We start from the raw sequence: 20,896 nt of genomic DNA on the forward strand, positions 1-20,896 counted from the left end.
GATAATTATAGTTTCATATCAATAAGAGTTCGGAACTGCCAAATACCTTGATGGTTTTTATCAAGTTCTTCCACCTCTTCTAGATAGTCAAGTGCCTTGTCATGATCACCCAAGCCATAGTAGCCGAGGGCAAGCATATACTTACAGTGGATCTCGTTTCTCGCATCGAGTGAATCCTCCCAGATGAGTAGGTCGGGCAGCGATACTGCAAAATAATCCATTACCTGCTTTTCAAAGAGATGTTGCTTACCGTAGTTGACAAGCTTATAGAAACGACCATGAGCCTGATCCTCACGTCCCAACTTGCTAAGAGCTAATCCCTGATAAAAAAACTTATCTGGCTTTGCATCATTGTAATACATCGCAGCAACAGGCTGTTGTGGTCCTTGGGTTGCCTCTTCCCAACATTCACGAGCATGCTCTTTCTTCCCCATGGCATCATAGGCGACGCCAAGGAAGTAATAAATGTCGTTCTCCTGCGCCCCATAGAGTTTCCCTTCGCCAAGATGAGAGGGATAGTCGAGACATTCTTCAAGCAACCTAACAGCTTCTTCATATTGTCTTGCAACAAGCGCCTTTTTCGCAAGTTCCACACGACAAAACTGATACTGTGCAGGAACCTTACCTTCACCGCCCTCCCATGGGTGGAACTGATGTCCATCAAGCTTTGCCATAGCCTCCTTATAATGTCCCAACTGATTGAGCAAAGTAATCTCTTCGAGCATAAGGTCTTCGCGTTGACTGATTAAATGAGGGTATTTCTGTAGGAAGTCGAGGCGTTCCTGATGCGGATGTTGCAAACGCTTGTAAAGCTGATCAAGTTCCATTAGGACACGTGCATCGGCCTTGTCGAGGTGGAAGGCTTTTTCCATATACTCCACGGCCTTTTCTTTTTCGTCTTCCAAGGCAGAGTCGAAAGAAGGAATATACTGGCTCTTGTTAAAGTAGGCCAAGGCGAGGTTGCGCCACACGGTGGGAAATTTGGGATCAGCCTTTACCGACTGCTCCCAGTACTTGACAGCCAAGTCGTATTGGCGTTTATCATAGTAGAGACAACCAAGATAGTATGACATACGGGCATCCTCCCCCATCGTCAGCATCTGCATCTGTTGGAACATTTGGGCATCCTCGAGACGGTTTGGAAAGCAATAGTCTGGACTGATCTTCGAAGCCGTTCTCATATCTTTTATACTCTCAAATATATCGTCTGAGTAGAAGGACAAATAATACCATGTGAGCGGCGATTTCTCTACCCCTTTTTCAATTGCAGTCTCCAGCACGAGACGTGTCTCGTCCTCAAGTCCTGCCTGCGCATAGTCGAGAGCTGTCTCATGATAGTTATAGATATTACCATGCATCAGTTCTACCATCCTTTCCAGAGGCTCATCACTACCTGTGAGCAGATGTTCCTCCACCATCGAAACATAGTTGAACGGATCAATCCTGTAATTCTCATGAATCCAAGCTAAGGCTTCCTGCTGACGTCCAAGTTTACGTAGAACAACTGCCTTCATGGCACGAGCCTTATGATTGTGACTATTGCTGATCAGTGAAAGCTCCAGTTCGTTGAGGGCACTCTCCCAACATTCGCCATCCATACTGATACAAGCTGCCTCGAAATAGCCTGCATCAGCCCATGCCTTATTCCATGTAGCTTTCCAAAAATATTCATATGCAGGCTCCATGTTACCTAAGAACTTATTGACGATACCCAAATAGAAAAGAGATTCACCATCATAAGGGTTTGGATTTCGCTTCTTCAACACCTTGACTGCCGTCTGCAGGTACTCTTTAGCCTTATCAATACGGGCCCGTCGTAGGTACCATAGTCCCAGCTGCGTGTTACAACGATAATCAAGCGGATCTCTGCGAAGTGCTTCCTCATAATAGTCGAGAGCGCTCCATGTCGCATGACGATATTGTTCCAGATGGAGTCCCGTCAGATAGAGTTGGTCGACGGTTTTTGTGTCCTGCGGTGAAAGGGCTGCTTCAGCAGCATCTGGAATTGGGCGAATCTCGTCATACTCGGGGTTCCATTGGAACATTGGAAGGCGGCGTGGACTGTCGGCACGGTCAATCTGAAAATAAAGGTCGACAAGCGATGACCCGCGTGTATCTACGGTCTCCTCGAATATGGCGTCGGGTGTCAACGTAACCACTTTGTCATAGAGTGTCTTATCATCTTCGTCACCAAGGAACATATGTACTTTCTGCTCACTGGTAGCCAAAATCTTGAAACATACACGTCCCTGCCCCACCTCTTCTATGTTGAACACAAAGTCTTTTGATGCCTGTTTAACGATGCCTATCTCACGATAAGGCATAAAATACTGCACGAACTGTTTCTCCTCATAGGGCATCAACCATGCGAAATCAGGCTGGTTTTCCGTATAGACACCAGCCATCAGTTCGATATATGGACGGAAACCCATACGAGTAATCTTGTATTTTTCAGCTTCCTCTGGTGTGGTCTCGTCTGTGAGATTACGGTCCCAGGCACGTCCGAAGTCGCCATTACCCCACGTCCATTGTTTCTTTCCGGGTGAGAGATAATGACTAGCCACATGTAGCATTCCGGCTCTTGTGTCGTTCTCGTAGCCCCCTTCGAAGTCGTATTTCGAATTGACAGCCATATAGGATGTCGGCACCTTGATATTCTTATAGTTCGAGATGTCGACACCAGCCGAGTAATCCATCTTATAATAGATACCTGTTGCAACAGGGAAACTGGAGACGGCCCGTTTGCCATGATCAAATACCGCGTTGACATCAGGAGGGAACACACTCTGATAGTCATCATTCACCTCGACAGCAGGGTTTGCCCACCATAGGAAGGTTTGCGGCAGGTTCGTACGGTTAAACACCCTACCCTGTATCTCCAGATAAGCACAACCAGGACGCAAGGTGAAGCCAGCCATTCCTTTCTGGTGGAACATCCGTTCCATCTCGTTCACCCAAACCGTCACACTGCCATCCTCGTTCTCTACGATTGTAGCATCGATAGGTAGATAGGTCGAAGGACGGTGATGCTGCGGCCAGTTGAACTCAATGCCACCACTAATCCAAGGACCGGTAAGTCCAACAAGTGCAGGCTTGATCACATGATTATAATATACGAAATGCCGTTGCTTGATCTTGTCATAGGCCATCTGAACACGTCCGCCTAACTCAGGAAGAATCATAATCTTAATATACTCATTCTCAAGCCATATGGCCTTCCACTGCTTATCAATCTTCTCGTCTGAGATAGACTCGATGACAGGATACGGGTAGATTACACCACTTGATCCTTGATAGACTCTCTTTTCTAGGAAGATTGGATTCTTCTCGGGCTTACCCACCTCATAGGTTGGGATCGTCACCATTTCTCTCCATGCTTTTACCATTGTTTTGGTTATTGGTTATTAACTATTGAAACATTTTTATTTAATTAACTCCTTTTCTAACGCTTCAAGACTCTTTCCTTTTGTCTCCGGACAACGGTTCCATAAAAACACAAAGGCACAAATACAGATACCACCATAGATCCAGAACGTGCCACAACTTCCCAAGACCGCATTCATAGAGGGGAACGAGAATGTCAGCGTACAGCAACCCACCCAGAGGGCAAATGTACATGTTGCCATCGCAATACCTCTCACACGATGAGGAAATATCTCAGCCAAGAGCGTCCAAGTGACTGGACCCAACGTCATCGCATAGACAGAAATCGCGGCTACTACTAGCATCACCATCAACATGCCTTTCATTCCCATGAAATAACAAGTGCCTAGCGTTAGATAGATAAGTCCTAAGCCACCTGCACCTATCAGGATCAATGTCCTGCGTCCCCATTTCTCAATAGTATATAGAGCGACAAACGTAAAAAGCACGTTGGCAATACCTGTTATTACGATATTGATAAACATGTCATCTACATCGAAACCTGCACCCACAAAAATCTCCTGAGCATAGTTGAAAATGACATTTGTGCCACACCACTGTTGGAATACAGCTATTACCAAGCCTAACAATAGTACCTTTCCATATTTTGCCTGCAGAAGTTCCCTGAGGTCTGCTTCCTTCCCTGTAGAGATTGTTTTTTGCTTCATACTCAGGAACACCGGGCTCTCTGGAATAAAGAAACTCATCACAAGGAACAATGCGGCTGGCAGCGTCTCGGCCCAGAACATCCACCGCCATCCCCACTCCGTATTCCATGATTGATTAACAGCAATAGTTGTATCACGGGCCAAAAGCATATTGACGACCTGAGCCAAAAGGATGCCAAGCACTATAGTCATTTGATTGAGGCTAACCATACGTCCACGGATTCCCGCAGGACTCACCTCTGCGATATACATCGGAGCCAACGCTGAGGCCACACCGATGCCCACACCTCCAATGAAACGGGCTATATTAAATAAGGTAAAATTGTCAAACAGTCCTGTGGCAATTGCCGATACAGTGAACAGTATTGCCGATGTTGTCAATAATGGTTTACGACCATACCTGTCGGCTGCCGAACCTGCCACCATCGCTCCCACTAGACAACCTATCAAGGCTGTCGTCATAGCCACACCTTGAAGTAGTGGGGAGTCGGTGATGCAAAAAAATATCTCGTAGAACGGTTTGGCGCCACCAATCACAACCCAGTCGTACCCAAAGAGCAACCCACCCATGGCCGATACGGCACAAATAAAGAAAAGGTATCCTTTGCTGAGACTATTCATATTTCTATTAGTTATTGGTTGATCTATTTTCTTTGTTAGTCATCACTCCCGACTGGTTATTGTCACTTGATAGACCTGTTCTCCTGGTGTGAGGTCTGCCTCACGAGGGAAGTAGATCGGCATATCCTTTTGTAAGGGAAGAATACGGAGTTCCAACCGCCGGCATCCATTTGGCAATCGCCAGAGTGCATATTGAAAAGGTCGACCATGATAAAAATTATCGTCTATCAGTTTCCCATCGGCATAGAGACGAGCCACATCCCCACGATAGTCAATATTCAGTAACAGTTCGGCTCGCTCTTGTTCCGGCAAATCGATGATATAAACAGCCGCCTGCTCGAAATCCTCGTCTGAGGGTTCTTCCGCGACTTTGTTCACACCTTTGGTGATCGTACGCCATACACTGGCCTCTCTCATCTTATTAACAATAGGAGTTTGATCGTCTACGTCTTGATGATCTTTCTCTACAAGGAATAGTCTTTCAGCCTGTCGAGATGTCAGCAGATAGATATTCTTATAGACCGGAACGTCAATCCCCTTTGCCTTTAGGTTTCTTAGCACCTTATCTCCAACGGCGATAGTGGTTGGGATTCCGTCAATCTGCTCCATATAAATCTTCCCTTCCCGCTTGGCTACCAATTGCGCCGTGGCATAACGGATACCGTCGATATTTACAGGCAGGATACATATCGTACCTGCAGGTACATCCATCTTCGGCAGTTCCACACCACAGACGGTCAATTGCACGTTGCGCTTTGCCGAAAGTTGTTGCAGTCGCTCATAGTTATTGATAAAGATAAATCCCTTACCGTCTTTCGAACGATATGCCCAACGAAGGAAAGAATCATCACCTTTAGTGATATCCTGCGCACAAGGGAAACTTGCCCCCATCGGTGCCAGAACATTTCCCCAATTCTGCATAAACAGATGAAGCTTGCGCAACATATAGTAGTGTGGATTTTTCTGTCCAAACTCATTAAGCGGAGCCTGAAAGTCGTATGTCTTCACTGGCAGGTCGTTATAATTCGTCGCAATGGTGCGCTGTGTCTCGTTCAGGCATGTCTGTCCATCGGGATTAGTTCCACCATGATACATATAATAACCCAACAAGTTTGACCCGCTACCTAACTTTACGACAGCCATCGAATAGGCATCTTCTGGATAAAGATATGGTCGTCTATGATAAGCCGTCATCATGCCGCCTCCTAATTCACAAGTGAAGTAAGGATATCCCCCTCCCGACCTCATTAAAGGAGAAGAATGCCTAACGGAGTGCTGTGATAATGAGGCATCCATAGCCCCCATATTCTCTCCCCCTTCGAGGGAGTTGGAGGGATTTCTAAAGTTAAAAGCCTTGTAATAGTTACCAGCCGTTTCTTCTAGACTACGCTCCCAGAAACCGTCAGCATAATCGCCATAAAGAGGAAGCATCTCGCCAAACGGCACAGGCGTAGCCAGTTCGGGCCACCCCGTACGCGTATAAAACGGCAGATCAAAGCCTATGGAAAGGGCGATTCTCTTCAAGGCCATCAAATATTCACCACGTCCTCGGTATTCATTGTCGAATTGTGCTGCTATCACCGGACCGCCGTCTTTCCACTGTAGCCCCTGCACCTGTGTGAAGATCTGACGATACAAACGTTCCACAAAACCGAGGAACATAGGATTGTCATCACGTGTCTTACAACCTTTCAAGAAGATCCAATCGGGAATGCCACCATTCCGTGCCTCACCATGACAGAAGGGGCCAAGACGAAGCACAACAGGCATCTGCTGTTCTTTGCATATCTCGATGAAATGGCGTAGATGACGTTGACCGTCCCATCTGAATACTCCCTCCTGCTCTTCCACATGGTTCCAGAACACATACGTGGCGATGATTGTCACACCACCATCCTTCATTTTCCGTATCTCGTCAGTCCACTCGTTGACAGGAATGCGAGAGTAATGAATCTCACCCATCACAGGACAGACCCGCTGTCCATCAATGATCAGACTATGTCGATCCCATTCCACAGACGGATTCTGCGCACGGGCACTTAGACAAGTCATCAGACCCGTAAGGAAAACCGACAATATCATGATCTTCATATCCTGTATTACATTATCTCTGTACAATCTCCAGTGCCTTCTTGACCATCTCACTATTCTCGTTGAACACGGAGAAATACTCGCTCATATCCCACAAATCACGGGCAATAAGCGCCTTCAGTTGTACCTGAAGATAAGGAATCGTCTTATTTCTCTCTTCCTCATCCCGTGGTTTAATGCCCTGCTTTTCACCCTCAATAATAATAGCATCAACCAGACTCTGAGGCACCTCATAGTTCTGTTTAAAATCTGCAAACGAGGTCCACTTTTCTTTCAGTTCCTTACGATGGCTATCGACATAGCGGAGATTCTGTTGGATAATTATACTCTTTGCAGCCAATTCACGATGGAATCGGGTATATATTGTAGTGTCAAGCGGAACGAACTCATCGGGCATAATACCGCCACCGCCATAGACCGTGCGATGCTGACGGAGTGTCTCGTATTTTAAGGAGTCAGAGAAATGAACACTATCAGCATTCGTCAGTTCCCCACTCTTCAGACGGTTCAACATGTCCATTGCATAGTCCTTGGCACCGCCTTTGGTATATGGTTTCTGAATACAACGACCAGACGGCGTATAATAATGTGCTATCGTCAGACGTATCATCGACCCGTCGGGCAAGTCGACTGGACGTTGTACAAGACCCTTTCCGAAAGTACGACGACCAACAACCGTTCCACGATCCTGATCCTGAATAGCTCCTGTAACAATCTCTGCAGCCGAGGCCGTATAACCATCGACAAGAACCACGATCTTCCCCTGTTGGAAAGATCCTTCTCCGTCAGCAGTATAATCCATACGTGGAACTTTTCTTCCCTCCGTATAAACGATCAAGTCGCCTTTTGTCAGGAACTCATTAGCGATGTCAACAGCCGCTTTCAAGTAGCCGCCGCCATTCTCTTGAAGGTCAAGCAGCAGATGGCGCATCCCCTGTTTACGTAAACTCCTCATGCTCTCAAGGAACTCTTCGTACGTCGTAGCACCAAAACCACTGATTCGGATATAACCAATACCTGGACGTATCATATAGGTGGCATCGATTGATTTCACCGGGATCTTCGCACGAACGACAGTAAATGTCAGACGGTCGCTGATCCCCTGGCGTACGACACCAAGATTAACTTTCGTTCCTTTCGGACCGCGAAGGCGTCTCATAATCTCTTCTTTCGACATCTTCACACCTGCGATGGAAGTATCATTCACAGAGACAATACGGTCACCAGCGATGATTCCTACCTTCTCAGAAGGACCATTAATAACTGGTTGGATAACCAATAGCGTGTCCTCTATCATATTGAACTGCACGCCAATTCCCTCAAAACTTCCATTGAGTGGCTCGTTAAGAGCCTTCACCTCCTTGGGAGTGAGATAGCTAGAATGAGGATCTAACTTATCAAGCATACCACGAATAGCATCCTCTACCAGTTTCTTCTCATCAACACTATCTACATAGAGGTTGTCGATGGCCAACTCTGCTAACTGCAACTTACGCAAAGGTGAGCCCTCACTATTATTGATGCGGAACTGGGCGTAGAGGCTCTGAACACACAACAAAAGCGCTAGGACAGGGAGACTGTATCGTTTATTCATTCGTAAATATCTTCTTCAGGGCGGTCTTCCTCAACCACCAGATTATCAATAATAAAGTTTTGTCGCTCCATGGTGTTCTTTCCCATGTAATATTCCAATAGTTTCTGCACCTGATCAGTTTTGTGAAGCGTCACCTGCTCCAGACGGATATCCGGACCGATAAAAGCAGCAAACTCGTCGGGTGATATTTCACCAAGTCCTTTGAAACGGGTTATCTCTGGATCTGGTCCCAGTTCAGTAATGGCAGCAAGACGTTCTTCTTCACTATAACAATAACGTGTTATAAAATCGCTTTTCTTGTCCGCCTTTGCATCAGCATCAGCAATGACCTTCTTGCTTTTAATCTTCGTACGACGATTACGTACTCGGAAAAGCGGTGTCTGCAACACATAGACATGTCCCTTCTTAATCAGCTCGGGGAAGAACTGAAGAAAGAATGTAATAATGAGCAGACGGATATGCATGCCGTCGACATCTGCATCGGTGGCCACAATCACCTTGTTATAGCGGAGCGTGTCAAGACCATCCTCAATATCAAGGGCTGCCTGTAACAGATTAAACTCCTCGTTCTCATACACGACCTTCTTTGTAAGACCGAATGAGTTCAACGGCTTGCCACGAAGAGAAAAGACAGCCTGCGTGTTCACGTCGCGGCTCTTCGTTATACTTCCACTGGCAGAATCGCCCTCGGTGATAAATATACAACTTTCTTCCTTCCTATCGTTCTTCACGTCACTGAAGTGAATACGACAGTCACGAAGCTTCCGGTTATGAAGATTCGCCTTCTTACTACGTTCACGTGCCAGTTTGGTGATACCGGCCATCGCCTTACGCTCACGTTCGCTCTCTTTGATTTTGTTCTCCAATACCTCTGCCACATCGGTATGGATATGCAGGTAGTTATCAACCTCCTGTTTGATAAAGTCACCAACGTATTTATTGATGCTCACACCATTGGGAGCCATGGTCAAAGAGCCCAACTTAATCTTTGTCTGACTCTCAAACATCGGCTCTTCCACATTGATGGCAATCGCCGCGACAATTCCCGTACGGATGTCACCATATTCGTACTTACCGAAGAATTCCTTGACAGTACGGGCGATATGCTCCTTAAAGGCACTCTGATGAGTTCCGCCCTGTGTGGTATGCTGACCGTTCACAAAGGAGTAGTATTCCTCACCATACTGATTTGAATGTGTAAAAGCGACCTCGATGTCCTCAGCCTGCAAGTGGATGATAGGATAAAGAGGTTCGTTGGTCATACGATCTTTCAACAGGTCCTCCAGTCCGCGACGAGAAAGGATGCGCCTATCATTATACATGATTGTCAGTCCCGTATTCAGGTAAGTATAATTGCGGAGCATATTCTCCACGATATCATCATGGAAGGAGTAGTTGAGAAACAAGGTGTTGTCGGGTTCGAAGAAGATATACGTTCCACTTTCGTCTTGTGACTTCTCCGTGATATCGCTCGTCATCACGCCCCGTTCAAATGTGGTTTTACGGACCATTCCACCGCGATAGCTACGTACCTCAAAGTGCGAGCTTAAGGCATTGACGGCCTTCACACCGACACCGTTCAATCCGACAGACTTCTTAAAAGCCTTGGAATCATATTTGCCACCAGTATTCAAAACCGACACTGCCTCAATCATCTTTCCTTGAGGAATACCACGACCATAGTCACGTACAGAGACGCGGAGGTTCTCGTCGATATTAACTTCGATCCGATCACCTGACTTCATCTTGAACTCATCGATGGAGTTATCGATGACCTCTTTCAATAGTACATAGATACCGTCTTCCGGCAACGAACCGTCACCCAAACGACCAATATACATACCTGGTCGGGTACGCACATGCTCCATGTCACTCAGATGACGAATGTTCTCGTCGTCATACTGCACCTGCTCGTTTTGCTGTCCGATGATGTTATCTTCTTCTATCATAAGCTTTTCTTATAGCATCTTCTACGTTTGTGCAACTCGTGCTCTAGATAGGCCCACTGTCCCTGCACCTGATTGTTTGTCTCCATCTCGACATGCGATTCTCCCCACTTGAAACCATACTTCTGATAGATGGGTATCAGATGATAGAACAACAAGGCATTAGCGCCTTTTGCGCGGTATTCAGGCAAGATACCCACCAACAACAGGTCGACAATGTCTGTTTTATGGAATTTCAACGCCCGGATGACATGCCACCATCCGAAGGGGAAAAGACGTCCTTTACGACATTTCTGGAGAGCCTTCGACAGTGATGGGATTGTAACGCCCACACCTACGATAGGGTGGTCAGAAAGAGTCCAGTCCTCTATCACGCACAATAGGTTCATATCAAGAGCCTTGAAATACATCTTCACATACTCATCAATCTGGCGTTGTGTCATCTGCGAATAGCCATACAGATGACCGAAGGTCTTGTTGATCACATCGAGAACCTTCTGTCCTACCTGTTCCGGACCAAACACCTGACTGCGCTTAAGATGGGCCACATGCAGATTATAACGTTTCATCGTCATCTCCGCCACCCTTTTAAACTTGTCGGGCATTCCCTCCTTGGGTACAAAGATTTTATACTCCACATAGTCGTTATCTTTCTCCCAACCACCTATTTGCTCCATATGCTTCGGGTAGTATGGATAATTGTAGATCGTGGCCATTGTTCCTAGCTGATCAAATCCTTCGATGAGCATGCCCTCCGGATCCATGTCTGTGAATCCCAACGGACCCACGATTTCCGTCATGCCCTTTTGGCGTCCCCAGTCGGCTACAGCATCCAACAACGCCTTCGACACCTCCATGTCGTCAATGAAGTCTATCCACCCAAAACGAACAGAATTCCTTTGCCATCCTTTATTGGCTCTATGGTTGATAATAGCAGCAACACGCCCCACCAGTTTCCCTTCTTTGTAAGCCAAAAAATACTCTGCCTCACAAAACTCAAAGGCAGCATTCTGGTCCTTACTCAATGTATGGAGCTCATCGCTATACAGATTGGGCGCGTCATACGGATCTCCCTGATACAAATCATAATGAAACTCTATGAAGGTCTTAAGTCCCTCCTTGTCCGTGACTTTCCTAATTTCTACAGATGACATTACGTATAGTTTTTAAATTGCCGCCAAAGTTACGAAAAATCGAGCGCAATACAAAAGAATTCATTCTTTTTTATGCAGAGAAAGAGTAACTTTGCGATTTCTATCGCAAAGTTACGAAAAACCGAACGAAAAGCCAAATATATTTGCGCTTTTCTGAAGTGGGGGCATGTCCCGCGAAACCAAAGTCAGGAAAAAAGAACAGGAAACTGGTATCATTCAGTTTTCCGACAAACAAACAACTGATGTCCACGTCTCTCTACCGTCGTCGCAAAAAGATACACGTCGCCACCGTCCTTTAGTTTCAGTCGACGTCTAAGTTCAGCCACGGACATCGGGAAATTCCTCACGGAGATGTTTGCTCTAGAGACATCTTTCAAAGCCTTTTTCACCTCACGTTTGTTCATCGACGCGATATTGTCAATAACAAAACTACGTCCAGGAAAAGACTGCAGAGGCGTATCAGATACGAACAGATGACTGTTCTTTCCGACCTGGGTTATCCCGAATCGGTTGGCAACGAGATCAAAAGCACCGGCCTTCATGATGGAAGCATTGGGTTCATATAGATAGTGTGGAGACCGCTCTACGGATAGAAACTCTGTCGCCAGATGGTTGCCGGCCTCAAAGTCGAACACATCTGTATCGTTCACACAAAAGACATGCACAGGCGTCGCCTCTTTAGAAACGACCAACAGCAGTTCCTTACACTCGTTGTTGACCGACACGATGTGAACCTCGTTTACATTAGCCTGATGGTCTCCAATATCATCAACCGCCTTCCGCCAGTCGAGCATAGGTGAGAGTTTGATCATCACCCGAGAGGCCTTTTCTATCATCTCATCGATAATCTCCAGCACATTCGGAGAACAGTCGGCAATACCATAGGTCCGTCCACCATGTTCATCGCGCCGTGCCGGGTCTATGAACAACAAATCGGCATGATTCATCTGATGTAGATAGTCGACCCCGTCACCACATATCACCTTGACATGCTTCAATCCCAATCGGCTGAAATTCTCCGATGAAATCGCACATAACGAGGCATTCTGCTCTACAGAAACAGCATGTCTGAAGTTGGGAGATACAAACGCCATATCGACGCCAAAGCCGGCCGTAAGGTCTACGAGCAGATCGCCTGTCCCTGCAATACTGGCTTTATATCGAGCCGTCGCCTCACTCGAGCACTGTTCCATCGATAGGTGGGATGGATAAATGATACCATCCAACACGGCCCATGAGGGTAGTTTTACGCGTGCCTTCTGTCTGCCTGCAATCTGCTCAAGAGCGTACGTCAAGTCAACCTCAGGATATCTACCTCCCTGAAGTGCCAGTTGCCGCACATTGTCGTTCGCATGCTGACGAATAAAGTCAATGGTTGCTTGATTCACCTGACTGCTTATATCTTTTAAAAGCCCAACCCAAAGTTCAGTCCAATCATGGAAAGTGTTTCTTTCGTTCCATCACCATGATACTGTATATCCATCAATCCCAGATCATAGGAAAGGCCAATTGTGAAAATCAAGAGTCGGACGCTCGTTCGAAAGGAAAGACCCGCATTCCACCGCCCAAATCCATCAGTCCCAATGGCACTACCTCCAAGACCGTAGCTGACAAACGGTCCTGCGCCCAGATCCAAGACAAACAAATTGTAGAAGTTCAGACGATAGTCGGCCACCACAGGCAGATGGAGCTGTTCATAGCGAAACGCTTGAGAACGAGGAACCCAACCATGATTATCATATCGGAAAGAAGAATACGACAGTTCTGGTACTATATAGAAGTTACAATCTTCGTCAGACAGTGGGATATAACACCCTGCACCTACCCGAAATGCAGAACCAGCATCCAAATCGTCAAACTTATCGTGTAGGAGAACGGTATTGCTTCCTAACGACAGATAGGGATGAACACGCGTCTGGGCACAGAGTCCTAAAGTCCATAGGGCCAGACATGTCAAGAGAACTCTTCTCATGATAACTATTCACATTTTGATTCGTGCTGCAAAAATACAAAAAAACCAGGGAATCGCACCATTTCTGATGGAAAATGATTAACTTTGCGCCATCAACAAACCTTTACTCTTATGAAGAAATTTCTTTTTGCCGTCGTACTTGCGATAATAGCACTACCTGTCGGCGCACAGACCAATCCACCAGTCGAGACACCAAAGATGGAGTTCGTGATGCAATTGAAAGTCACTCTGGGTGAAGCCTACACCGTTGGAGAGACGGCTCACGGCAAACGACTTGTCATCCCAATTACAGGTGGAACATTTGAAGGTCCGATGCTGAAAGGAACCATCCTTAATGGCGGAGCAGACTACCAGATGGCCGATACAAAAGCTAACCACACGGAACTAGAAGCCATCTACAGTATCAAGACGGATGACGGCACTTATATTCATGTGCGCAATAAAGGTATCATCTACCAAGGAAAAGACGAACAAGGGAAACCCTCTTTCTATTTCAAGGCTGCCCCAAAGTTTGAAGCGCCCTACGACAGCAACTATGCATGGTTGAACCATGCCATCTATGTCTGCTCGCCTGATTTCTCTTCGTCATTCAAGGGTATCGTTCTGAATGTCTGGATGGTCAGATAACTGACACCCCGTCTTCTGACAACGACGACCGCATCCACATGCTTCGCTCCTTGTCCGACATCTTCTCTATAGCATAGCGAAGTGTCGTACGCGCCATCTCATGAGCATGCTGACGCAGGAATTCGCGTAGCAGATCCATGCTGACACGCTTGCCCATCTCACGAAGCATCCATCCCACTGCTTTGTGCATCAGGTCATGTGGGTGGTGCAGATGGATTTCCGCATAACGAAGGCACCATGAGGGATCACCCAACTGAGATGTCTTCCATGAGCAGACCATACTCATACGCTGTTTCCATAGACATGGGCTTTTGGCTAACTCGTCGAGCAACTGACGTTTATAGTCTGTATGCAATCCCACCTCACCTCCTCCGAGAGCAGTAGGCAGCAACAGCCAGTGCCCAAGAATCTTATGTACAGACAGATCGACCAGATCCCAGTTGTTTGCCCGCTCAGCATATCGCAGATACAATTCAACGATTTCATCGCGTTTCCTGATGGCCTCAGCATTGTGTTCCAAACGCTTCGTCGATAGCTTCTCGAACTGACCGACAAGAATCAGAAAACCACATAATCTTACCTCATGCCAGGGCGACATCAACAACTCCGGCACTTCTGCCATTCCCACATTTTTTCCTACGGCTTTCACCACCTCACGAGTCTGTGGAACCTTCAATCCAAGGAACTCATCACTGAAGCCATACTCTCCTGGTCCCGTCTTAAAGAAACGCATCAGAATCTTTCGTTGCTTCTCATTCTTCAGCGACTCCATATACTCGATTATCTCTTTCGCTTTCGTCATTTCCTCTCTCCTTACAAGTAAATACCTGAATCTAAAATGTATTTGTAAATTCAATCTGAGTACCCTCCCTCGTCACTCTCATATGCACCACACAGCCTTCGACCATCGGCAGGTTCTGCTGACTGTGATGTCCTACAGGAAAATCGTAACACACGGGGATATCATAATGCTGTAGATACTCATGGAGCATCTCGTACATATCGGCAAAGTCGTTCTCCGGATACTTATATTTAGAGAAATGCCCCACGATAATCCCCTTTAACTTGGAAAGGACACCCCGTATCTCAAGCTGATGAAGCATGCGATCGACCTTGGTCATCGACTCATGCGTATCCTCCATGAACAAGATTAGTCCTTCATCGGCACGATTCAGGAAATCATAGTCAGACCCAGCCAGTCCACAGAACACAGAGAGATTGCCTCCCACCAGAATACCCTTGGCCTCGCCCTGCTGATCGTACGGATGGGAAGGAACCTCATAACGAGGCAGTCTTCCTTCAAGCAAACGACGCATGATGATGTTCACGGAGTCGCGCTCACCTCTCATGGAGATACCATCGCACATCGAACCGTGGATACTCATCCCTCCTGCCGCCACCACTGCGCTATGCAAGGCCGTTGCATCGCTAAAACCAATCAACCATTTGGGGTGCTGGGCGAACACCTCCAGAGAAATGCGTTTCAGAACCTGCACGGCACCATCGCCACCACGAGAACACATTACGGCACGAACAGACGGATCTCCTAACGCCCACAACAAGTCGGCAGCCCGTTCATCAGCCGTTCCGGCAAAGCCGTGATAGCTTTTGAGAGCATGCGGTCCCACCACAGGCACATACCCCCACCCCCGTAGTGTCGCACACCCTCTTGCCACCGTCGCACTGTCGGGCGAGCTCGAGGGCGAGACAACAGCAATCGTATCACCCGCCTTCAGATATGGAGGCATCACCTGTCCCTGCTGAGCTACCACAACTCCTGTCAGGCACAGTAGTACGATAACGATAACGGTTCTTCTCATCTGCTGCAAAGATAATACAATTTCACGAGAAAAAGCGCATCATACCTCCCAAATATATGATGGTCCTTGAAAAAACACCGAAGACCTCCACCAATAGAAAAGCCTGAGCATGAGAGCCCAGGCTTTATAATAGTTATACTGAAAATTGTGCTTAGAAATTGTAGAACAATCCAAAGGTCAGGTTAGTACTGCTCAGGTCGAGGCCAAAGGATGTAATGTTGTTTTTGTCACCATCGGGATTAAAGTTGTCATAGCCAAAGAATCCCAGATGAGACACGAAACTGAGTTTGTCAGTTAGATTGACGGCCAGTCCGGGCTTAACACCAATGGTCACCTCTGTCCAGTCAGCATCAGAAGCTGTCGTGAAGCCAACGCCACCATCAAGGAAAAAGTTTACCTTACCGGTCTTCAGGAAAGTGTAACGTGCATAAGGACTGAAAGTGAATGCGCTTTCGCTCAAACCTTCCACGCCACTCCATTTGTTGTTCTCGTACCCGAAAACGGTACCAATAGCCCACTTGTCGTTCAAGTTATAGCCAATCTCAGGAAGGAGCTTGAATACGGTCTCACTTCTGTCACCTGCATTCTCGCCAGTGCTCCAAGCTGTAATATTCACACTACCACCCAGATATACCTGTGCGTTAACACTCATGGCAACAAAAGCAGTTGCCATTAACAAAAATAACTTTTTCATCTCTTTTTACCTTTATTTTGTTGTTAAACATATACCAACACCACTTATATGCAGTAGTTGGTGTTATCTGAAAAGATAGTGCAAAACTATTAAATAATTTGATACCTGCAAATTATTTTCTGCTTTTTTTGCATTTTCAAATGATATTTATGACAAGCATCGCACATAGGGTCACGGGAGGGTTTCGAGAGTCTTTTTCGCTGTCTCCTGTAGTCGGGTGTTAAGCTCACGACTGTCAGAGAGCAGATTCCAGATACCGTCTTCCGAGAGAACACCTCGCTTAAGATCCTTAGGCAACAGACCCGCCTCATCATCAGCAAAGTCCTGCCGCCACTCGTCACTGCCATAATAACGACTGAGAGCCGAAATCGCCTTTTGGGCATCCTCGTACTTGTCGAGAGCTGCCGAAAGTTCCATCACGGCCGTCGAAGCGCGATCCAGATAGCGCTCCATCTTCTTAATACGTTCTGTCTGTTTCATTTATCTATTCCCAGCAAACTATTTCATGTTCTATCTCCGGCAACTGACTACGATGGAAGACGGGTTCCTTAATGCCTCGCCGCTTCTGTTGACGATAATCGTCAAGCAGTCGGAATGCATAACGACCCAACAGAATGATTGCTACGAGGTTACAAGCCGTCAACAATGCCATGAAGAAATCCACGATATTCCACACCAACTCAAAACTGGCAAGGGCACCAAAGAGTACCATAAGACCACCCGAACAGAGACGATAAACAGTCATCACAGTAGCATTAGGTGTGATAAATCGGATATTTGCCTCACCATAATAATAGTTGCCGATGATACTGGAGAAGGCGAAGAGGAAGATGGCGACAGCCACGAAGATGGGACCTGCACTGCCTACCTCAGACTGAAGAGCCGACTGCGTGAGGGCGATGCCGTTCAACTCCGGTACTTGATAAAGACCGCTGATGAGGATGATAAATGCCGTACATGAACAGACCAACAGTGTATCTGTGAATACGCCAAGCGCCTGAATGAGTCCTTGCTTCACCGGATGTGTCGTTGTAGCCGTAGCTGCGACATTCGGTGCACTGCCCTCACCTGCCTCGTTGGAGAAAAGGCCACGCTTGATACCGTTCATCATAGCAGCACCAAGACCACCACCAGCAATCTGTCCAAAGCCAAAAGCATTCGTCACGATAACCTTCAGCACATGCGGGACCATATCGATGTTCAACACGATAATCACCACGGCAAGCACCATATAGCCCACAGCCATGACAGGCACCAGTATCGAACTGACATGAGCGATGCGCTGGATACCGCCAAAGACAATGAACAAAGCCATCGCGGCCAAAGCACCTCCCACCCATACTGGCGACCAACCAAAAGCCTCCTGCATAGCACCACAGATCGTATTTGCCTGAATGGAGTTGTTGGAGAGTCCGAACTGGAGCGTGATAAGGACAGCAAACAAGACCGCCATCCATCGTCGATGCAGTCCACGTTGGATATAATAGGCAGGGCCGCCAATAAACGAGTTTTTGTCTTTCTGCTTATACAACTGCGCCAGCGTCGACTCTACGAAAGCCGTGGCCGAGCCAATCAGTGCGATAATCCACATCCAGAACACCGCACCTGGTCCACCGATAGCGATGGCCGTGGCCACCCCTGCAAGATTGCCCGTACCCACACGAGTGGCTACAGACACCGCAAAAGCCTGAAATGACGATATGTGTTTTGTGCCCTTAGCCGTGCTCACCGCCGACTCCGTCAGTAGTCGCAGCATCTCACCCACCATACGGAACTGCACGAAACGGGTACGCCATGTGAACCACAGTCCGCAACCCACCAGTGCAACCATCAGCACATAGCTCCATAACACATCATTCACAGATGTTATCAAGTCGTTCATATCATTTCTTCTCTTGAACAGGGACGCCATGCGAGTTCTTCACCTCCCGCATGACAAACACACTATTGAATGACCCCACGCACTCCATATTGCCTAACTTCGTACGCATGAACTCATGGTACGATTCCATGTCGCGTGCATATATCTTCAACGTGAAATCATAATCACCACTCGTATTATAACACTCTACGATCTCCTCGATATTCTGGACAGCAGCCATAAACTCGTCCATCAGCAACTGGGAATGTCGCTTCAGACGCATATTACATAAGACTATGATGCCCTGTCCCACCCGCTTGGCATCAAGCACAGCCTTATAGCCCTTGATAAACCCCTCGCGCTCCAGACGTTTTTGACGTTCAAATGTCGGCGAGGTGGAAAGGTTGATGGCACATGCCAGTTCCTTGACTGTCATCTGCGAATTCTGCTGTAGTAATCTTAGTATCTGACGATCGGTCTCGTCAAGCTCATCATAATTCAACATAGCTGATACAGTTTGTTCATCAATAGAGAAAACATGATCTTCCCTTTTTCAATATGCAAAGATAAACATTGTTTTTGACCCACACAAATAATCAGAAACAAGTTTTGGACCGTCAAGATATTAAAAATAACGACATTATCTTTTCGAGTATTGCTAAAAAATGTTAGTAATGAGTGAATTACATGATAATTATTTGTTTTGAAAAAGAAAAAGCATATTTTTGCAGCATCATTCTAAAATAACTAACAATGGGTAAAATACGTGAAGCAGTGATCCTGGCCATTGGTATTATTGTGCTGGGATGGTTTATCAAGAGCGGTATCGACAATTTCTCGAACAAGGACCGCAAAGTGACTGTGAAAGGTCTGGCCGAGCGTGAAGTGAAGGCCGACAAAGTGACATGGAGTCTCTCGACCAACGAGATGGGTAACGACTTGCCCACCCTCTACGAAAACATCAACGTGAAGACAGGAAAGATTAAAGCCTTCCTGAAACAGAACGGTATTGAGGATGGAGAAATCACAGTGAACCCGCCGACAGTGAACGACCTCGAGTCGAACCAGTGGAGCGAGAACCGGAGGAACTTCCGTTATATCATCAACACCACCCTCACCGTCAGTACACAGAAGGTTGATCTGGTGAACAAAGCCATCTTCAAGCAGGCAGAGCTGCTGAAACAAGGCGTAGCCATCGAAGGCAGCAATCCGCAGTATGAGTACGTGTCGTTCCAGCAAATGAAACCTGAGATGATGGAAGAAGCCATCAAGAACGCACAGAAGACGGCAGAACAGTTCACCAAGGCCAGCAACTCGAAGCTAGGCAACATCCAGACTGCCGGCCAAGGTCAGTTCGAGATCAATGATCGCGACCAGAACACACCTTACATCAAGAAGCTGAGAGTGGTGACGACCATCACCTACGCACTTAACAACTAATTGTCGTTGTTCCACGACTATTCGTATCGCTGTCCGATGACCTCCCAATCGATGATCGCCCATAGGGCGGCAAGGTGGTCCGGACGGCGATTCTGATAGTCTAGATAGTAGGCATGTTCCCACACGTCAAACGTCAGTAATGGCCTCAAGCCCTTCTGAACCGGATTGGCAGCATTCGTCTCTTGTGTGATGACGAGTTTGCCATCCTTATCAGCGGAGAGCCATACCCATCCGCTACCGAAAAGGGTAGCACCCTTCTTCTGGAACTCTTCCTTGAACGCCTCGAAAGAGCCGAAGTCGCGCACGATGGCCTTTGCCAGTGCACCCGTCGGCTCAGTCTTCGTGGGTCTACCAGAGAACTGGGCAAAGTAAAGTTCGTGGTTCAGTATCTGTCCTGCGTTATTCAGGACACCTCCATTGGATTTGCAGACGATCTCCTCCAACGTGGCATTCTCGAATCCACTGTCGGGCAACAATGCATTAAGATTGTTCACATAAGCAGCTAAGTGCTTCCCGTGATGGAAACCTATCGTCTCACGACTGATCACTGGCTCTAAAGCCTCTGGCGCATACGGCAATGCCATCAATTCAAACTTCCCCATATCTTGTGTCTTTTAAGAATGAAACATCTTCTATTCCGGCTCCCATAGATGCCGCTTCATATCCACATGTCCATTGGACTTGAAAGCAACCCCTTCTTCCTCCAGTAACAGCCGCTGCCTGCTCCAGCCAGGAGCCATGCGCCCCTCACCGTTGACAACGCGATGACAGGGCAGAAGCTCTGCACCAGGTGTATAACGGAGGGTACGTCCCACCATCCGCGAATGACTAGGCCATCCTGCCAAGGCGGCAACATACCCGTAGGTCGTCACTCGTCCACGAGGAATCTGACTGACGATGTTCAGCACATCATCACGAAACGTCCGTGCCTGTTCTGGCGTCATCTTATCGGGATAGTCTTTCATCTACATCAGCATTCTGTATT

18 protein-coding genes are annotated in these 20,896 nt (G+C 47.1%); 2 read left to right on the plus strand and 16 right to left on the minus strand.

Annotated features, from left to right (window positions below; all coding sequences use genetic code 11):
- Positions 1–5: 5 nt before the first annotated feature.
- From BMY63_RS05105 to BMY63_RS05140, 8 genes are all read right to left on the minus strand, one after another.
- Positions 6–3,386 carry a DUF5107 domain-containing protein gene (locus BMY63_RS05105; protein WP_091915166.1) on the minus strand — a complete coding sequence of 1,127 codons (3,381 nt, stop codon included), beginning with the start codon at positions 3,384–3,386 and terminating at the stop codon, positions 6–8.
- A 36-nt stretch (positions 3,387–3,422) separates the two neighbouring features.
- Positions 3,423–4,712, minus strand: a complete 1,290-nt coding sequence (locus BMY63_RS05110; protein WP_091900325.1) for a sugar porter family MFS transporter — start codon at positions 4,710–4,712, stop codon at positions 3,423–3,425.
- A gap of 42 nt (positions 4,713–4,754) precedes the next feature.
- On the minus strand, positions 4,755–6,803 hold the full coding sequence (locus BMY63_RS05115; protein ID WP_091915168.1) for a beta-galactosidase: 2,049 nt from the start codon (positions 6,801–6,803) through the stop codon (positions 4,755–4,757).
- 13 nt (positions 6,804–6,816) lie between these two features.
- Entirely contained in the window at positions 6,817–8,397 is a 1,581-nt protein-coding gene (locus BMY63_RS05120; protein WP_091900323.1) for a S41 family peptidase, read from the minus strand.
- The gene (locus tag BMY63_RS05125; protein ID WP_091900322.1) at positions 8,394–10,346 is read right to left on the minus strand and encodes a DNA topoisomerase IV subunit B; all 1,953 of its coding nucleotides are present in this window, start codon (positions 10,344–10,346) and stop codon (positions 8,394–8,396) included. The genes BMY63_RS05120 and BMY63_RS05125 overlap by 4 nt, the downstream gene beginning before the upstream one ends.
- Positions 10,343–11,497, minus strand: a complete 1,155-nt coding sequence (locus BMY63_RS05130; RefSeq protein WP_091900321.1) for an N-acetyltransferase — start codon at positions 11,495–11,497, stop codon at positions 10,343–10,345. Before BMY63_RS05130 ends, BMY63_RS05125 begins: the two co-directional genes overlap by 4 nt.
- A 212-nt stretch (positions 11,498–11,709) precedes the next feature.
- Positions 11,710–12,885 carry a THUMP-like domain-containing protein gene (locus BMY63_RS05135; protein WP_091900320.1) on the minus strand — a complete coding sequence of 392 codons (1,176 nt, stop codon included), beginning with the start codon at positions 12,883–12,885 and terminating at the stop codon, positions 11,710–11,712.
- A 17-nt stretch (positions 12,886–12,902) separates the two neighbouring features.
- Positions 12,903–13,469: an outer membrane beta-barrel protein gene (locus tag BMY63_RS05140; RefSeq protein ID WP_091900319.1), complete on the minus strand. Its 567-nt coding sequence runs from the start codon at positions 13,467–13,469 to the stop codon at positions 12,903–12,905.
- A 111-nt stretch (positions 13,470–13,580) separates the two neighbouring features.
- Here BMY63_RS05140 and BMY63_RS05145 point away from each other — a divergent pair, with 111 nt between their 5' ends.
- Positions 13,581–14,096, plus strand: coding sequence for a DUF3237 domain-containing protein (locus tag BMY63_RS05145; RefSeq protein WP_091915170.1), 516 nt, complete (start codon positions 13,581–13,583; stop codon positions 14,094–14,096).
- On the opposite strand, the gene BMY63_RS05150 is transcribed toward BMY63_RS05145, so the two are convergent.
- From BMY63_RS05150 to BMY63_RS05175, 6 genes are all read right to left on the minus strand, one after another.
- Positions 14,089–14,898: a DNA alkylation repair protein gene (locus BMY63_RS05150; RefSeq protein WP_256218945.1), complete on the minus strand. Its 810-nt coding sequence runs from the start codon at positions 14,896–14,898 to the stop codon at positions 14,089–14,091. The genes BMY63_RS05145 and BMY63_RS05150 overlap by 8 nt on opposite strands.
- Before the next feature lie 31 nt (positions 14,899–14,929).
- Positions 14,930–15,916 carry a S66 peptidase family protein gene (locus BMY63_RS05155; protein WP_091915172.1) on the minus strand — a complete coding sequence of 329 codons (987 nt, stop codon included), beginning with the start codon at positions 15,914–15,916 and terminating at the stop codon, positions 14,930–14,932.
- Between the two features lie 151 nt (positions 15,917–16,067).
- On the minus strand, positions 16,068–16,610 hold the full coding sequence (locus BMY63_RS05160; protein WP_091900316.1) for a porin family protein: 543 nt from the start codon (positions 16,608–16,610) through the stop codon (positions 16,068–16,070).
- 171 nt (positions 16,611–16,781) lie between these two features.
- Complete coding sequence (locus BMY63_RS05165; RefSeq protein WP_091915174.1) at positions 16,782–17,090, minus strand: DUF4298 domain-containing protein; 309 nt, start codon at positions 17,088–17,090, stop codon at positions 16,782–16,784.
- 4 nt (positions 17,091–17,094) lie between these two features.
- On the minus strand, positions 17,095–18,492 hold the full coding sequence (locus tag BMY63_RS05170; protein ID WP_091915437.1) for an alanine/glycine:cation symporter family protein: 1,398 nt from the start codon (positions 18,490–18,492) through the stop codon (positions 17,095–17,097).
- Position 18,493: 1 nt separating this feature from the next.
- Positions 18,494–18,976 carry an Lrp/AsnC family transcriptional regulator gene (locus tag BMY63_RS05175; protein ID WP_091900314.1) on the minus strand — a complete coding sequence of 161 codons (483 nt, stop codon included), beginning with the start codon at positions 18,974–18,976 and terminating at the stop codon, positions 18,494–18,496.
- 248 nt (positions 18,977–19,224) lie between these two features.
- On the opposite strand from BMY63_RS05175, the gene BMY63_RS05180 reads away from it, so the two are divergent.
- Complete coding sequence (locus tag BMY63_RS05180; RefSeq protein WP_091915176.1) at positions 19,225–19,911, plus strand: SIMPL domain-containing protein; 687 nt, start codon at positions 19,225–19,227, stop codon at positions 19,909–19,911.
- A 17-nt stretch (positions 19,912–19,928) separates the two neighbouring features.
- Here BMY63_RS05180 and BMY63_RS05185 read toward each other — a convergent pair whose 3' ends face one another.
- Both BMY63_RS05185 and BMY63_RS05190 read right to left on the minus strand, forming a co-directional pair.
- Positions 19,929–20,513 carry a superoxide dismutase gene (locus BMY63_RS05185; protein WP_091900312.1) on the minus strand — a complete coding sequence of 195 codons (585 nt, stop codon included), beginning with the start codon at positions 20,511–20,513 and terminating at the stop codon, positions 19,929–19,931.
- Positions 20,514–20,543: 30 nt separating this feature from the next.
- Positions 20,544–20,876, minus strand: a complete 333-nt coding sequence (locus BMY63_RS05190) for an MGMT family protein (RefSeq protein ID WP_091900311.1) — start codon at positions 20,874–20,876, stop codon at positions 20,544–20,546.
- Positions 20,877–20,896: the final 20 nt, after the last annotated feature.

The sequence above is a fragment of the Prevotella aff. ruminicola Tc2-24 genome, from assembly GCF_900110895.1.
Lineage (GTDB): Bacteria > Bacteroidota > Bacteroidia > Bacteroidales > Bacteroidaceae > Prevotella.

Coding starts and splice junctions, on each gene's coding strand:
- BMY63_RS05180 (WP_091915176.1), top strand. CDS start 19,225: ATGGGTAAAATACGTGAAGCAGTGATCCTGGCCATTGGTATTATTGTG.
- BMY63_RS05190 (WP_091900311.1), bottom strand. CDS start 20,876: ATGAAAGACTATCCCGATAAGATGACGCCAGAACAGGCACGGACGTTT.
- BMY63_RS05125 (WP_091900322.1), bottom strand. CDS start 10,346: ATGATAGAAGAAGATAACATCATCGGACAGCAAAACGAGCAGGTGCAG.
- BMY63_RS05145 (WP_091915170.1), top strand. CDS start 13,581: ATGAAGAAATTTCTTTTTGCCGTCGTACTTGCGATAATAGCACTACCT.
- BMY63_RS05165 (WP_091915174.1), bottom strand. CDS start 17,090: ATGAAACAGACAGAACGTATTAAGAAGATGGAGCGCTATCTGGATCGC.
- BMY63_RS05105 (WP_091915166.1), bottom strand. CDS start 3,386: ATGGTAAAAGCATGGAGAGAAATGGTGACGATCCCAACCTATGAGGTG.
- BMY63_RS05120 (WP_091900323.1), bottom strand. CDS start 8,397: ATGAATAAACGATACAGTCTCCCTGTCCTAGCGCTTTTGTTGTGTGTT.
- BMY63_RS05115 (WP_091915168.1), bottom strand. CDS start 6,803: ATGAAGATCATGATATTGTCGGTTTTCCTTACGGGTCTGATGACTTGT.
- BMY63_RS05170 (WP_091915437.1), bottom strand. CDS start 18,492: ATGAACGACTTGATAACATCTGTGAATGATGTGTTATGGAGCTATGTG.
- BMY63_RS05140 (WP_091900319.1), bottom strand. CDS start 13,469: ATGAGAAGAGTTCTCTTGACATGTCTGGCCCTATGGACTTTAGGACTC.
- BMY63_RS05155 (WP_091915172.1), bottom strand. CDS start 15,916: ATGAGAAGAACCGTTATCGTTATCGTACTACTGTGCCTGACAGGAGTT.
- BMY63_RS05150 (WP_256218945.1), bottom strand. CDS start 14,898: ATGACGAAAGCGAAAGAGATAATCGAGTATATGGAGTCGCTGAAGAAT.
- BMY63_RS05185 (WP_091900312.1), bottom strand. CDS start 20,513: ATGGGGAAGTTTGAATTGATGGCATTGCCGTATGCGCCAGAGGCTTTA.
- BMY63_RS05130 (WP_091900321.1), bottom strand. CDS start 11,497: ATGTCATCTGTAGAAATTAGGAAAGTCACGGACAAGGAGGGACTTAAG.
- BMY63_RS05160 (WP_091900316.1), bottom strand. CDS start 16,610: ATGAAAAAGTTATTTTTGTTAATGGCAACTGCTTTTGTTGCCATGAGT.
- BMY63_RS05110 (WP_091900325.1), bottom strand. CDS start 4,712: ATGAATAGTCTCAGCAAAGGATACCTTTTCTTTATTTGTGCCGTATCG.
- BMY63_RS05175 (WP_091900314.1), bottom strand. CDS start 18,976: ATGTTGAATTATGATGAGCTTGACGAGACCGATCGTCAGATACTAAGA.